Genomic DNA, 13,615 nt, shown 5'->3' with positions numbered 1-13,615 from the left:
ATCGAGCCCGCCTTAAATCTGCGTTAAAAGTCGCATGTTCGGCTGGCCCAGCTCCGGCGACTGCAATCCTGTCTACGCGCAGGTGACACTTGCGGCTGTTGCTGATCGAGGATGAAGCCCGCATCGTGCAGCTGCTCACGGCAGCTTTGGCGCACGCGAACTTTGTTGTCGACGCTGTCAGTACCGGTGTCGATGGCCGTGCGGCGCTCGCCGCCGCGCCGTATGACGCGGCGATCCTCGATCTCGGCCTGCCTGACGGCGACGGGCTCGCACTGCTTCTCGCGACGAGAGCGAGCGGAAATCAAATTCCGGTCCTCATCCTCACCGCCCGGGACGCCGTGGAGGACCGGGTCCGCGGGCTCGACAGCGGAGCGGACGATTATCTCGTGAAGCCCTTCGCCACGACCGAGCTGATCGCACGCCTCAAAGCGCTCCTGCGTCGCCCCGGAGGCGCTCTCGGTACCATCCTGCAGGCAGGCAACGTCGCCTTGGACACGATCGGACGCGATGTCACCGTCGGTCTGGTGCGCATCGTTCTGCCCCGACGCGAGAGTGCGACGCTCGAGCTCATGATGCGCCGAGTCGGGCGGGTCGTGCCCAAGACGATTCTCGAGGAAAAGCTCTACGGAATCGATTACGAGCTCGAATCGAATGCCGTTCCTGTGCACGTCCATCACCTACGCCGCAAGCTGCAGCGGGCGGGGGCGACCGTCGAAATCCATACCGTTCGCGGTGTCGGCTATCTGCTCGAAGAAACTAGGTCATGAGGCTGTTCCGCGTTCAATCGCTTCAACTCCAGCTCGCGCTGAGCCTCGCCGCGCTGTACGTCGCAGCGACTGCCATCGCGGTCGCCGGGCTCGTGTATCAGGCCTACTCGACCGCCGACGCGCTGAGCACGGAGGATTTAAACCGCCGGGCACGCCACTTGGCGAACCTCGTCACCGTCGACACAGCCGGAGAATACAAGGTCGAGCTTCCGGACTGGCTAGCATCGCTCTATCGGTCGGGGAGCTTTCTTTATGCCGCTCGGCACCCCGAAGGCAAAGTTGTCGCCGCATCGAACGCCGAGGTCGCCGATCTTGTATCCCGCTTGCCCGTACCCGGCGATCAGCCGGCCTATTTCCGCTTGCGGCACTTCGGCGCCAGCGAGCGGGACTATTTCGGCCTGACCGCAGGCATCGAAAGCCGTGTCGGGCCCCTGTGGATCACCATCGCGCGCGCGGCCGATGACGACGTCCTGGTTCAGTCGCTGCTCCGGGAGTTCATGTTCAACGTCGCTTGGCTGGTCCCGCTCGTCGTGGCCGCGACGCTCGCCATCGGCGTGGTGGCGATTCGGCGGGGGCTGCGACCGCTGCGGCAAGCATCGGCCAAGGCGGCGACCATAGAGCCGGGAAGCATATCCATACGATTGCCAGAGGAGAACGTTCCAAGCGAAGTTCGACCTCTCGTCGCGGCGGTAAATCAGGCACTGGACCGCCTAGAAAAGGGATTTGCGATGCAGCGCCAGTTCACGGCCAACGCGGCGCACGAACTGCGCACCCCTCTCGCGATCCTCACGACCGCCATCGAACAGCTCGCCGGCAGCCACGACGTCACCATGCTCAAGTCGGATGTCGCACGCATGAACCGCTTGGTAGAGCAGCTCCTCAGAGTGGCCCGCTTGGATGCGATCGCGCTCGATGTCTCGACCCCGGTCGATCTCTGCGGCATTGCCAAGGACGTGGTTGCGTACATGGCGCCCGTCGCGTTGGCGAACAGGCGCGTGCTCGCCGCGCAGGGCACGGAGCGACAGGTTCTCGTCAAGGGTAATCGATATGCGATCGAGGACGCGATTCGTAACCTCATAGAGAACGCTATCACTTACGCGCCGCCCGCCAGCGAAATCGTCGTCGAGGTCGATCCGAATGGCGCCGTCAAAGTCGCCGACCGGGGTCCCGGAATCGCCGTCGATGAGCGAAACCGCATTTTCGATCGATTCTGGCGCGGCAAGGGCAGCCAGGGGCAGGGCTCGGGGCTCGGGCTCGCCATCGTGTGTGAAATCATGAAGGCCCACCACGGGAGCATCGAAGTCGGCGACAATCCGGGTGGCGGAGCCGTCTTCACCCTTGTCTTTCAAGAGTTGCACCAGACAACCACTGTATGGCAAAGCGGGTGACAATTGCGCCGGGCTAATCGTGCTGAAACGCTGGTCCTGGCAGCGCGTGCCCGCTGGCCTGGACACTGCCTGACAAAGCCGTACTCGATCCGGGCCTACGCCTTCATAGCATCGAGTACCGTCTCCCGCATAAGCAGCCCGAAATCCTGCTCTGCGCAAAGCCGGACTACCGGAACAATCAGCGCATCGTTGACCCGTGTTGCACGGCGGAAGAAGTACTTACCGCGCCGTCGGCTGCTGATGGCACCTTTGAGACATGGCGACCGACCCTGACGATGTCCGTTTCCAGGGGAAGAACTGAAGTAGTCGGCCAACGACCAAAATGACGCGTTTGACCCACCCCGGACATCCGACCGCTTGCACAACGCGAGCCGCTCTGCAGGCAATAGTTCGCAAAAGTAGCTTGTCAGGTGCCACCGGCGATTGTGTCCGAGGATGTTGGACAAGAGGCGCGCGCTCAAACGCTCGGCCCCCACGACCTCGATCGGACGCACCAGCCGCTCACCAAGATCATCTCCAAGACCGAGGAACGCCGACTGTTTTGGATGATGCTACGGGGTTACTTGCAAACACGCGCGGCAACGCAAATACTCTCGCTAAAATCGGAGCACGCTATGATTACAACTCTTAGTCGGCGGACATTGATTTTCTTGGTCCTATCTCTCCTATCTCCGATACCAACCGTTCTGCGGGCCGCAGAATTGAGCTTGGGTGAAATAGCCACAGCGATAAAAGATCTCGTAATTTTCATGATCAAAAGGGGCGATCTAGAGACGAGGGAAAAGCGCAAAGTCAGTGCTGCTCTAATAGGCGCGCGGATGATTCGTATCGCTGCAATGAAACGCATTTTTGCGGATTACTTGCAGGGCAAGCCCGCAACGATGAGTGAATTTTCGCCCCACGATCAAATGTTAGTCGATCAGGAGCTCAGACGCATCGATCGCGAAATTGCGAATTTTGCGGAGGACCTACGCGAGATAGATCCTGCATGGGCAACTAAAAATCCGAAGCTCTACAATGAACTATTCGCGATCGGTCACGGAAAGGGATTGTGGTGGGCCGTTAGATTCGAACGCTACGGCGCAAACCAGGACGTTGGTCGGTTGCGAGCTTGGATGAATGCCGAAGCTAAGGAGCTCGAGATCGCAGCTGCCGGAATCCAATCAGGGCTAACTCCCTAACTGGCAACAACACGCACCCACCGGCCTTCAAATTTTTTCGGCCGCCCCTCGCCCGCTCCGCCACCCCCTTGCGCGCGCCGCCAGTGAAGGCTGACGCGCTGGGCGATTGAGCCGAAGCCGCGCTGCCGGCGGGGGGGCGCTGATAATGGGGGCGGCCCAATACATCCCGCCTAGCGGACCCACAGGGCTACGACGGCACAGGCGAAGCCCAACACCAAGATGCTGGCGGCCGTGACGGTGACTAGGTCAACTGACCAGTGCTGACCGATGAGATCGAGGTGCCTTGAGCGGTTTTCGTCCCGGTATGTGTGAAGGTGCATGGCAGCCTCCTGCGCGGTGGGGACGTTATTCAATCGTCTGCCGCTAGAACAGTTCACACCAGATTAGACGCCCGGCTTCGCCGATTTTTTTTGGGCGCGATTTTCGACCCCATCGATCAGCCGGTATCGGCCGCGGCCCACGTGCTTTACGCGCCCGGAGGCGAGCAGCATTTTGCGCGTCTTACTCGTCGACTTCAGTTTCTTGCCGAGCACTTCGAGCGCGTGGCACCACTGCGCAAATTGCAGGACTTTGCCGCGCTTCATCGCATCTCTCCTCGGCGGTCGACACCCGCACGCATCCCCGCCCGCCCAATTTTTCGCGCCGCGCTTTTGCCGCGCCGGGCAGGGACGACCTCAAACGACCTCAGCCTCTCAGCTGCCGGTGGTCAGCCGCGGCGGGATCTGGGACATCATCCAGAGCTCGATCGCTGCCAGGATCGCGACCGCCGCGCCGATGATCACATGCACCGTCATCGCGGTGGTTCCCTGGAAGCCCAATACCCAGGGCGATACCAACGCCCACAAGCCGACGATGAGGTTCAGCCATTCCTCCCACACCGCGAATGCCGCCAGCGCCGCGATCGCAAGGATCGCGATGGCGATACCGGTGATATAGGCGTTTTGAGAGACCGTCCCGGCATCGAAACCGAATATCGAGGGCGAAACGAACAGAATCGCGCCGAGGATCAGGTTCGCGACGTCACAAAATTTTGCGTTCGTCCAATTCTCTAGCCAATTCTGCATGACACCCTCCATTGGAGGTCTTCCCTGCCAAATCACCGTATGATCGCCGCGCCGGTTCCATCGCGGCCCGCGGCATAATGGCAAGGGAGCGGTGGACCTGCCGCGCCTGCCGCTGTCGCTGCTCGGCCGCGCCGACGTGATCGAATAGCGATGCAGTTTGTTGCAGTGCACGAGTCTCTTCCTGGCACGTTTGAGACATGCCGACCTGCACTGACGATGTCCGTTTCCAGCGGAAGACCGGAAGTAGTCGGCCGACAGCCAAAATGACGCGATTGACCCAAAGCCGCACTTAACCGGCCGCTTGGATCAAGGCGTCGATCGGAATTCCATGCTCGATCGAAGTCGAGCATGACCGTACCGCGCTTAATTCGGAATTTCGAGGTTTGAGGCGATATCGTATTCCGGCGCCTTTGCGTTTGCCCTTGCTGGTGCCCGTATCGGAAATGGGCTATTCTATGATGAGCTGCTCAAGACGAGATTGCCGAGACCTCGAAGAAGCCGGGCAGCGTGAATGCCGTCGGCAGGCTTTTCACTCGATAGCACACGACGTCCTTTTGACCGGTGCGAACGTGGATTTCGCGCGTGCCTACGCGCGCGTCGAAGGCCGCCACTAGCTCGGGGTGTCGCGAACCTCACAGCGTTGCCGCTATTGGGGGTCGCCTAGCCTCAAGATTTGGGAGGAAAGCTATGAAGAGTCCACTGCTGATCGCGTTGCCAATTGTCCTCTTCATTGGGGCTCAGGCGCAGGCGCAACTGGCCCGCCAAGAGTTTCACGCCTTGCAGTCAATCACGCTGTCAGATGCTGATTTCTTGAACGGCAAGAAGGATGGGGTCCCGGTCACCCTGGCAGGAGTACTGCGACTTCCGAAGTTGGGCCCCGAAAAGCTGCCGGCCGCCATCTTGCTTCAGGGCTCCGGCGGCGTCGGCGGTTCCGGTAGCATGATCGATGAGTGGACGAGAGAACTCAACGAGATCGGCATTGCGACATTTGCCGTTGATAGCTTTTCTGGCCGCGGAATCATCGAGACAGTGACCGACCAGACTCGGCTGGGTCGGCTAAGTATGATCGTCGATGCGTATCGCGCGCTGGAGCTCGTCTCCAAGCACAGGCAAATCGATCCCGTTCGCGTTGCTGTGATGGGGTTCTCGCGGGGCGGTCAATCTGCCCTCTATTCGAGCGTTGTGCGCTTCCGCAAGATGCATGGTCCGCCGGGAGAGCTCAACTTCGCAGCGCACATTGCTATGTATCCCACGTGTAACACAACGTTCCGAGACGACGACGATGTTGTTGCAAGGCCGATACGGCTTCTGCACGGCACTGCAGACGATTACGCTCCGATCGCTCCTTGCCGAGCCTATGTTGAGCGCCTCTCAAAGGCCGGAAAGGACATTCGATTAGTTGAGTATCCTGATGCACATCACGTGTTTGATGCGCCGGCCTTCAGGGAGCCAAGAAAGCTAGCAGCAGCGGCCACGGTCCGTCGTTGTCTGATGGCGGAAGCTGACAATGGTGTGATTCTGAACCAGGAGACGAAGCAGCCATTCAGCTATGGTGACGCCTGTGTCGAAAAAGGACCGACGGTCGCATTTAATGAGGTCGCCAGCGCTCAAGCGAGAGCTTTTGTTCGTGACTTCCTGAAGGAGGTCTTCGCTTCGAAGTGATCTTTTCCGACCTTTCGATCGCGCAGTTCATCTGGTATCGAGGCGGCGTTCGTCTGCCACCGGACCGAAATGTCGCCTCCTGGGCACTTTTCGGACCTCATAGGCCCGGCTCATGATGTCTGTTTTTGAAGGTCAAGCGGACTGCCGAGTTGAACGCCCGGACTTCCGAATTTGACCCAATGTATGGTCCGGCCGCGCGTTGCAAGAGGTTTCGTCAACCTGGCAGATGCGGTCTTGCATCAATGTATCCGGCCTCTGATTGGAGCATGTGGTGCTCCGGGCCATCATGGATATCAGCGCGCATGCGAGCTGATTAGCGGACAGGCCTCGAATGGGCCATTTGGGTCACCAGTGTTCGAATGCGCCGGGAAGACCGATCCTCCATCGTCGTCTCATCCTCTCGCAGACCTCGGATGTTGGTTACGTCATCGATAGCTCCTCACTTCGCGCTGTTCCTTTGTTCGTGCCTGGCGGTCGTTCCTTCGTCCCGGCCTGCGCGCGCAGACGCGCCGCGCGCAAGGGCCGTCAAGGCCGGCCGTCGTGCTGTCCTGACGTCTTGCTCTGCCACGGCCAGGCTGCGCCTTGACGGCCCCGAGCACGGCGCGACGATCAGGCAGGTCGGCACGCCGTCTCCTCCGTCTTGACGCATTCGAAGGCGCGTCCCTTGTTGAGAACCGCCCACGCGATCCGGGCGAGCTTGTTGGCGAGCGCAATCGCCAGCACGTTGTGGTGCAATCGTTTCTTGGCGGCTTCGATCCAAGATTTGAGGCCATAGCGCTCCAAACACTTGACCCTCACCAGCACGACCCACGCGGCTTGCACGAACAGCGCGCGCAGGTAGCGATTGCCGCGCCTTGATATCTTGCCGAGGATCGTGCGGTCGCCGGTGGAGATCTGCTTCGGCACCAGTCCAAGCCAGGCGCCGAAGTCGCGGCCTTTCGAGAACACCTCTCCGGTGCCGATCGCGGCCACCATTGCGCTCGAGATAAGCGGGCCAATGCCGGGCACCGTCATCAGTCGCTTGCAGGCCTGATCTTGACGGGCCAGCGTTTCGATCTCGCTAGATAGCCCCTCGATCCGCGCATCGAGCCGACGCCAGTCGCCCGCCAGATCCTCGACGATGCGCAACATGCGAGGCGAGAGCACATCGGTGCGCGTCGCGAGGATACCCCGCAACTCGGATCGCAGGGAATGCAGGCCTTGCCGCACGGCGATGCCCCGCTCCAGCAGGAACGCACGGATCTGATTGATGACGCCAGTCCGCTGACCGACCAACCGCTCTCGGACGCGGTGCAGCGCCTGAAGGTCGAGCTGATCGGCGGTCTTGGTCGCGACGAATTTCATGGTCGGGCGTTGCACCGCCTCGGCGATGGCTTCTGCATCTCGGAAGTCATTCTTCTGTCCCTTCGAATAGGGGCGCACGTATTTCGCCGGCATCAGGCGGGCGTCGTGGCCAAGCATTTGGAGCCTGCGACTGAGATGATGTGCGCCGACGCAGGCTTCCATACCGATCAGGCACGGCGGCAGGTTGGCGAGCCGCGTTTCCACCTGGCCGCGTAACCGCTTCTGCCGCAGCACGATGGCGCCGCGGTCATCATGACCCACGAGGTGGAACGAGTTCTTGCCGATATCGATGCCGATCACGGCGATCGCTGCGTTGAGTTTCTGAGACATGACGTGCTCCTCGTCTTGAGCGCCCCTTGCTAGTTTCTCGTACTGGCAGGGCCGGAGCACGGCCGGACCATTCCATTAGTGGATCTCGACAGCACATTACGCGGATCAGAGGGCCTCGAAATTCCGAGGAAGCAGCGGCGGCGCCTTCACCAAGACCGGCACCGTAACCGACTACACGCCGGGGCCTTAGCGCGCCAGGGGTAGGGCCGCCGGACGAAAAGCGGATTGAGGCCAGCGGCCCCCCGTCACGTAAGATAGGGACGCCCACGGGGATTTCAGGCGGCCAACCTTGACACGACATACGCAAAAGAGCGCAGCGCGATGAAGTTGCGGAGTGAGCCGCGCACCGGGGATTTATTTGAGACCAGACTTGTTACCGACGCGACGCCGGAGCTGTGTGAGGCACGAGGAGTGGGGCCGCCGGCGGAGGTAGAGGCCGGCGGCCCCCGCCGCGCCATAACTGAGACCCCGTGGGAGTGGGGACGCTCAGCGGCACGACCCTAGCCAACGAGCGCGACGAAGCGGAGTTGCGGAGTGTGCGGCGCACGCGGGGGATTTGTTTGATGGACGAATTCACAAAGACCGGTCCAGTTGCGGCGCTGTGCGAATGACTAGCGCCACACAACGTACTTTCCAAATGGTCAGGCGACTATTGCGGGAAGAGCAGACATAACCCAGTCGGTCAATTTAGGCCGGCTTTTGACCCCGAAGGAGACATTCCGCCAGGTGGCTGCCGAAAACTCGCAGAACTCATGATGGTGGGGTCATGTGAAGCGCCGCGTATTGATACAAGAATATACGCGCTCTCCCGTGAGCGCGCCGGCGCCCGCCCCGTCGCATAAGCACGAGGGCGTATCCGCAGCGCCGCTTGGCAAGGAAACTGTTTGTCGCCGAGGCGTTCGAATAAATGTGGCCGACTTCCGGTCTTGGCAGATTTTGTTGCAAAAGTCGCTTGAGACAGGCCGCGAACCGTGATTCCGTTGTGTTGATGGGCACTGCTCAGTGCTCCGTCGAAGGCACGTCCACATCACTCGGCGCGAGTAAGGTCGTGAATGACCGGCCGAAGGACGCTTGCGGTCAGTTCCAGAGTAGCCAGTGTGATAGGCAGCTTGAAACGCCGTGGCCCGGCGCTTCCAGGATTTAAATAGAGCACACCGTCAATAGTTTCGATCCGGGATCGATGCGAGTGGCCGGAAACGACCACGTCAATTCCGCAAGCTGCTGGATCGATCTGCAGTTCCTGAAGGTCGTGCAAGACATAGAAGGACCGCTCGCCGAGCTGTACCATCTGGGTGTCGGGATACTGTTCCGCCCAATCGCAGGTGTCGATGTTTCCTCTGATCGCAGTGACGGGCGCAATCCGACGCAGCCCAACGAGAACGTCCGCCCGACCGATATCGCCGGCGTGGATGATATGCGCAACCCCAGCGAGCCATCGCTCAGCCTCGGGCCGCAGGAGGCCGTGCGTGTCGGATATGATTCCAATCCTCATCACTGCGCCAGCATTCCTCGATGCCGCCGAACGGCGGGTCCGGATTAATTTTGATCACGCCGGAAACGCTTCCTGAACCAACAGATCCCCATTCTATGCGGCCCCGCAAATTCGTCATGCTGCCTCGGCAGTGCAATAGCTTCGCTTCCTGCATCCTGGCTCGCTGTGGATCAATGTAGCATCGCCATTGGCGCGAGCGGTATCTCCAACTAGTTGCGTGGGCCACCTTGGTCCCGAAGATGGTCCGTTGCTAGCAGAAAACGGACAACCACGGCCGCTGGAAGCCGTTCGTCAAACCGCTTGAACTGATCTACAACAAGGCGGCCATGTAGGTCACGCTCACCGGCAACTGCCGCGGGATTTAGCGCCATTCTGCTGCGGCCGGAGCGGATCATTTGAGATATTCCGCAGCAGGAACAGCACGGAGGCAGTGATGAGCGACTGGTTACACAATCTGCCGGTGCCATTGATGGCAATGGCTATTTTCGCCTTTACCTATCTGCTTGCCATAATAATTTTCGCAGCCGTTTCGGCGCTCGCGAGGGGAGAGCGAGCAAAATCGTTGCAGGCGATTTCTCCCGGTATGCTGCCGGTGCTAGGTATCCTATTCGGCCTGTTTGTAGCTTTCACGGCTGCACAGGTCTGGAGTGACAGCGATCGCGCTAATGCGGCGGTCAGCCGTGAAGCCAGCGCGTTGAGAGCCGTGATGCTTCTGGCGGCTGGCCTGCCGTCGGAACAGGAAAGCCGGTTGCGTGACCTGATTCGTGGCTACATTGAGCAAGCCGCAACGGTGGAATGGCCGATGATGGCGCGCCAAACGGCTTCACTGAAGGCGGCTCCCATTGCTCTAGCGGAGGCGCTGCAGTTCGTTGTCTCGATTGCCCCGCAGAATCCCGGCCAGCAGAGCGCGCAGCGAGAAATAATCAGCGCGCTGGGATCTGCGCTGGATGCGCGCAGGCAACGGATCATCGTCAGCCAAGCAGAAGTCAATTCGGTCAAATGGTGGAGCCTGTACCTGCAAGCAGTATGCGAGTTACTCGTGATTGCCGTCGTTCACTGCGGCAATCGACTGGCATCGGGGATAGCGATGGGGCTGTTCGCCACAGGAGTAGCTACTTCGGTACTGCTGATCGCCGCTCATGATCGGCCATTCACCGGTCAAATCTCGATCGGGCCAGAGCCACTTCTGCAAGTCATGCCAGGTAAGTAGGTGAGCCGGTGAGCGAGGGCCCTCCGCCAGTGCGATGAGATCGGAGGAGGCACTTTTGAGACATGACGACCGGCCCTGACGATGTCCGTTCACCGGGGTACACCGGAAGTCTTCGTCGGACGGTGAAAACGACGCTTTTGACCCAGAAGAGACATCACCCGGACGAGGGACGAGCCGCGGGGAGATCCGCGATCCCCTGTTATCCGACGCCGATCGATCGTATCGAGGAGGCTCGCCCTTTTCCGCGAAGAGTTCTCCGATCTCCATCCGGTGGTCCCCTCAACCTCGAGCGGAGCTTGCGCCATCTTTAAACGCACGGGCTTGGCCGTGCGATGTCCGCGAGTGGCCCAAATGTATGGACCGGCCGGCGTTGGGCAACGTATAGCGCGGTATATCGTTAGTGGCTGGGCCTTGATTTGGTTGTGAGTTCCACGCTCGCTCTTGATGCGATTCACGAAGGGGAGTGGTAGGTCACCGATTGGTAGGCCCAATTTTTTCGACGACTCGTGCGTTTCACGTCGTTGTCACCCGGGACGCGCGATATGTATGTCCTTGCTCTGGTCACCCAAAAAGGCGGAAGCGGCAAGAGCACGCTGGCGGTCGGAATTGCAGTCGCAGCGATGGGGAACGGGGAGCGCGTCGCAATTGTCGAGGCGGATCCACAAGGCACGATTTCAAAATGGATAGAGCGGCGCGGCCATCCCTATCCGCGGGTCGTTCGGGTCGCCGATCCCGCCGAAATAGAAGGGGCGCTCGTCAGCCTTGAAGCTGAGGGGATCTGGCTTACGGTCATCGATACCGCCGCCACGAACAATGCACTGGCCATGCGCGCCATCGCGAGGGCCGATCTTTGCCTGATCCCGGTGCGTCCGAGTCCGGCGGACATCGAAGCTGCGATACCGACGCTGATTGCTATTCGTAGGCTCAACCGCCGATTTGCTTTCGTCCTCAATCAGACGCCACCGCGGGGCTGCCGCTTGAGTGAAGCTGCAACGTCGCTCAATTCGCTCGGGGTGCTTGCGCTTCCCTATGTCGGACAGCGCAATGACCACCAGGACGCGCTTGGGGCAGGATTAGGCGTGACCGAGTTTGCACAAGAGGGAAGAGCCTCGGAGGAAGTTCGTGAGCTGTGGCGCTGGGTCTTGAAAAAGCTTGTCGAGGGGTCGTTAGATCATGAGCCACACGCAAAAAAGGCAGCGTGCTAGCCATACGCGCTGTGCGCGACGCTCGCTGGTGGAGCTTACCGCGGCGGCGAGCCGAGCCGTTGACGATGGCCTGTTTGTGTTGTCCAGCGGGCTTGCTGCTTCCAATCCGCGATCGGAGCACACAGGCGAGAAGACGTCTGATCAAACAATCCTTGCAAGGCAAGCGACGGCTCCGAGTCCCGTTGCGGTGCTTGAATCTCGGAATGCGGCGGCGCCGCGCAAGGACGAACTCCTAGATTCCGACACTACCACCGAGATGATGGTGAAGATTGCAAAGGACTATCAAAACAGAGCTTTTGAAAACATCAAAGCCAGCCTGAATGCTGCGTTGGACCATGCAAAGGACCTCGTAGAGACACGGGTGGGAGGCGAAGCGGCGTCGAAAGACATCGGCGGTTCCAGTCTTGAAAGCAATTTTTTGACCGTTCTCAAAGAAGCCGCAACGGAGTTCCGCGCGGATGCGGCCGAGTTGATTGTGCAGAAGGAACCAGCCGACAGCGCGGGGCAGCCGCAACTGCGATACATGCGGCGGCTCACTGACGAGGCGGTCAGATTGCTGGACGATCTTCGGAGCGGCAAGCTGGAGAATCAGGCGAACTTCATCCTGAGCGAATGCTTCAGAGAAGCCGCCAGCGCGTTCTCTATGATCAATCAGCAGCTCAAGAGCGACGGCTATGCCGCGAGCATTGATCCATCAATCTTCATCTGGCTTGCCAATATCACCGAACCGGAGACGCGCGACACCGGGACCATGCGGCTTGAGATCGTACCCAACCACCGAGGTCGTCCGAGCACGTACGCGCGCCAGGTCGCTCAATTCATCTGGCACCTTGTCGAGGGGCAGGGCTGCCGGCGACAGGCCGCCTATCGGGGGGCGCTCACGAAGTTCACCATAAGCGCGAGTTTCGCCGAGACGGCCTATTCCTTTTGGGAGCCGATCTTCAAACGGGCGGGACCGCACGTGAAGATGCTGACCCGCATTTCAGATCCAGAAATGTAAAGCTAAGCAGCGCGGGCACTTGGCGTCCGATTTGACTGAGGCCGAGGCCCGTGCGAGGACCGCCCCGGCAACTTCGTCCGAGCTTTGGACGAAGAAGACGCTGACGTTGGGGCCGCTCCTGCATGGCCCATGATTGCGCTGATAAGGGCCGGAGCGAAGCCGGCTGATCTGCCGGTGCAAACGCCGACCAAGTACGAGCTGGTGGTCAATCTGAAAACCGCCAAGGCGTTCGGCCGCGATCTGCCGGCATCGGTGCTCGCCCGCGCGGACGAAGTGATCGAACAGGGTTTGCTTTGTTGCGATGCATAAGTCCGGAAATGGCCCTTCGCGTCGACTGGCGCGGTGCCTCTCAGGCAATAGTCGCGCGGGTGTTGCAGCCGCACTTCCGATTATACGATCGTGCAGCGTTATATACACGGTAGCGAATCTCATATTGGTTTTGCAGGCCCGCCGCCCTAGAATTGCGGCGATCGCAGGACGGGCGAAATGCAGTATGTTTGCGACGCGCCGAAGGGTAAGACCTGGTTCCGTATCGAGACGGAAGGTGAAGCGGCGCATGAGTCGCGCCTGATGAGCCACACAGTCGAGAAATATTTCTGCCGCGAGCGGGAGAAGGCAGTCCAGTCCTGGCGTCCGGAGCGGCCCAACGCGATCGAGCGCGACATCGGCCTCGAGGCCCATGTACAGCGAGAGATGCCGCTTTTCCTCACGTTGCGCGACAGGGAGGGCAATGCACTGACTACAGCGATGCTGCCACCGGGTGGCAAGGATCGCGGCGGGTTCCGGATCATCATCGTTGCCGCATCCAATGCCGATCCTTATCCTCAGCAGGAAGCGGCCATCGCTGCGCTGGGAGCGCATTTCGGTCTCACACTCGATCGCAACCGCTGCTTCCCCTACGGCCGCTAAGGAGCCTGACAAGTATCGCTGCTTGATTGGAGCGATGTCGGCTCATGGGCACGAAACGGACCA

The 13,615-nt window shown here is 60.3% G+C and carries 13 protein-coding genes; 9 read left to right on the top strand and 4 right to left on the bottom strand.

Annotated features, from left to right (window positions below; genetic code table 11):
• The first annotated feature begins 89 nt into the window (after positions 1–89).
• The 3 genes from V1279_RS31745 (at position 90) to V1279_RS31735 (ending at position 3,336) form a co-directional block, all read left to right on the top strand.
• The gene (locus V1279_RS31745) at positions 90–767 is read left to right on the top strand and encodes a response regulator (RefSeq protein WP_334444220.1); all 678 of its coding nucleotides are present in this window, start codon (positions 90–92) and stop codon (positions 765–767) included.
• The gene (locus tag V1279_RS31740; RefSeq protein WP_334444217.1) at positions 764–2,155 is read left to right on the top strand and encodes a sensor histidine kinase; all 1,392 of its coding nucleotides are present in this window, start codon (positions 764–766) and stop codon (positions 2,153–2,155) included. The genes V1279_RS31745 and V1279_RS31740 overlap by 4 nt, the downstream gene beginning before the upstream one ends.
• A gap of 707 nt (positions 2,156–2,862) precedes the next feature.
• On the top strand, positions 2,863–3,336 hold the full coding sequence (locus V1279_RS31735; protein ID WP_334444214.1) for a hypothetical protein: 474 nt from the start codon (positions 2,863–2,865) through the stop codon (positions 3,334–3,336).
• Between the two features lie 383 nt (positions 3,337–3,719).
• Here the strand turns inward: V1279_RS31735 and V1279_RS31730 are convergent, their stop codons facing one another.
• Both V1279_RS31730 and V1279_RS31725 read right to left on the bottom strand, forming a co-directional pair.
• Complete coding sequence (locus V1279_RS31730) at positions 3,720–3,920, bottom strand: hypothetical protein (protein ID WP_334444212.1); 201 nt, start codon at positions 3,918–3,920, stop codon at positions 3,720–3,722.
• 108 nt (positions 3,921–4,028) lie between these two features.
• Positions 4,029–4,400: an SPW repeat protein gene (locus V1279_RS31725; RefSeq protein WP_334444210.1), complete on the bottom strand. Its 372-nt coding sequence runs from the start codon at positions 4,398–4,400 to the stop codon at positions 4,029–4,031.
• Positions 4,401–5,087: 687 nt separating this feature from the next.
• Between V1279_RS31725 and V1279_RS31720 the strand changes: the two genes are divergently transcribed.
• On the top strand, positions 5,088–6,062 hold the full coding sequence (locus V1279_RS31720; RefSeq protein WP_334444208.1) for a dienelactone hydrolase family protein: 975 nt from the start codon (positions 5,088–5,090) through the stop codon (positions 6,060–6,062).
• Between the two features lie 609 nt (positions 6,063–6,671).
• Here V1279_RS31720 and V1279_RS31715 read toward each other — a convergent pair.
• Complete coding sequence (locus V1279_RS31715; protein ID WP_334444206.1) at positions 6,672–7,736, bottom strand: IS110 family transposase; 1,065 nt, start codon at positions 7,734–7,736, stop codon at positions 6,672–6,674.
• Positions 7,737–8,763: 1,027 nt separating this feature from the next.
• Positions 8,764–9,228, bottom strand: a complete 465-nt coding sequence (locus V1279_RS31710) for a metallophosphoesterase family protein (RefSeq protein ID WP_334444203.1) — start codon at positions 9,226–9,228, stop codon at positions 8,764–8,766.
• A gap of 433 nt (positions 9,229–9,661) precedes the next feature.
• On the opposite strand from V1279_RS31710, the gene V1279_RS31705 reads away from it, so the two are divergent.
• From V1279_RS31705 to V1279_RS31685, 5 genes are all read left to right on the top strand, one after another.
• Positions 9,662–10,438, top strand: coding sequence for a bestrophin-like domain (locus V1279_RS31705; RefSeq protein WP_334444201.1), 777 nt, complete (start codon positions 9,662–9,664; stop codon positions 10,436–10,438).
• Positions 10,439–10,980: 542 nt separating this feature from the next.
• Complete coding sequence (locus tag V1279_RS31700) at positions 10,981–11,643, top strand: ParA family protein (RefSeq protein WP_334444199.1); 663 nt, start codon at positions 10,981–10,983, stop codon at positions 11,641–11,643.
• On the top strand, positions 11,612–12,643 hold the full coding sequence (locus V1279_RS31695) for a hypothetical protein (RefSeq protein WP_334444197.1): 1,032 nt from the start codon (positions 11,612–11,614) through the stop codon (positions 12,641–12,643). Before V1279_RS31700 ends, V1279_RS31695 begins: the two co-directional genes overlap by 32 nt.
• A gap of 84 nt (positions 12,644–12,727) precedes the next feature.
• Positions 12,728–12,952 carry an ABC transporter substrate binding protein gene (locus V1279_RS31690; protein WP_334444194.1) on the top strand — a complete coding sequence of 75 codons (225 nt, stop codon included), beginning with the start codon at positions 12,728–12,730 and terminating at the stop codon, positions 12,950–12,952.
• A 177-nt stretch (positions 12,953–13,129) separates the two neighbouring features.
• Positions 13,130–13,552 (top strand): hypothetical protein, encoded by a 423-nt coding sequence (locus V1279_RS31685; RefSeq protein WP_011087400.1) that lies wholly within the window; start codon positions 13,130–13,132, stop codon positions 13,550–13,552.
• Positions 13,553–13,615: the final 63 nt, after the last annotated feature.

Source organism: Bradyrhizobium sp. AZCC 1610 (assembly GCF_036924515.1).
Classification (GTDB): domain Bacteria; phylum Pseudomonadota; class Alphaproteobacteria; order Rhizobiales; family Xanthobacteraceae; genus Bradyrhizobium.
Note: the sequence above shows the minus strand (reverse complement) of the source record. Positions and strands in the feature narration are given on the sequence as shown.

Bases quoted from the DNA above. Each gene is read 5' to 3' on its own strand.
- V1279_RS31740 (WP_334444217.1), top strand. From the start codon at position 764: ATGAGGCTGTTCCGCGTTCAATCGCTTCAACTCCAGCTCGCGCTGAGC.
- V1279_RS31730 (WP_334444212.1), bottom strand. From the start codon at position 3,920: ATGAAGCGCGGCAAAGTCCTGCAATTTGCGCAGTGGTGCCACGCGCTC.
- V1279_RS31725 (WP_334444210.1), bottom strand. From the start codon at position 4,400: ATGCAGAATTGGCTAGAGAATTGGACGAACGCAAAATTTTGTGACGTC.
- V1279_RS31720 (WP_334444208.1), top strand. From the start codon at position 5,088: ATGAAGAGTCCACTGCTGATCGCGTTGCCAATTGTCCTCTTCATTGGG.
- V1279_RS31715 (WP_334444206.1), bottom strand. From the start codon at position 7,736: ATGTCTCAGAAACTCAACGCAGCGATCGCCGTGATCGGCATCGATATC.
- V1279_RS31710 (WP_334444203.1), bottom strand. From the start codon at position 9,228: ATGAGGATTGGAATCATATCCGACACGCACGGCCTCCTGCGGCCCGAG.
- V1279_RS31705 (WP_334444201.1), top strand. From the start codon at position 9,662: ATGAGCGACTGGTTACACAATCTGCCGGTGCCATTGATGGCAATGGCT.
- V1279_RS31700 (WP_334444199.1), top strand. From the start codon at position 10,981: ATGTATGTCCTTGCTCTGGTCACCCAAAAAGGCGGAAGCGGCAAGAGC.
- V1279_RS31695 (WP_334444197.1), top strand. From the start codon at position 11,612: ATGAGCCACACGCAAAAAAGGCAGCGTGCTAGCCATACGCGCTGTGCG.
- V1279_RS31685 (WP_011087400.1), top strand. From the start codon at position 13,130: ATGCAGTATGTTTGCGACGCGCCGAAGGGTAAGACCTGGTTCCGTATC.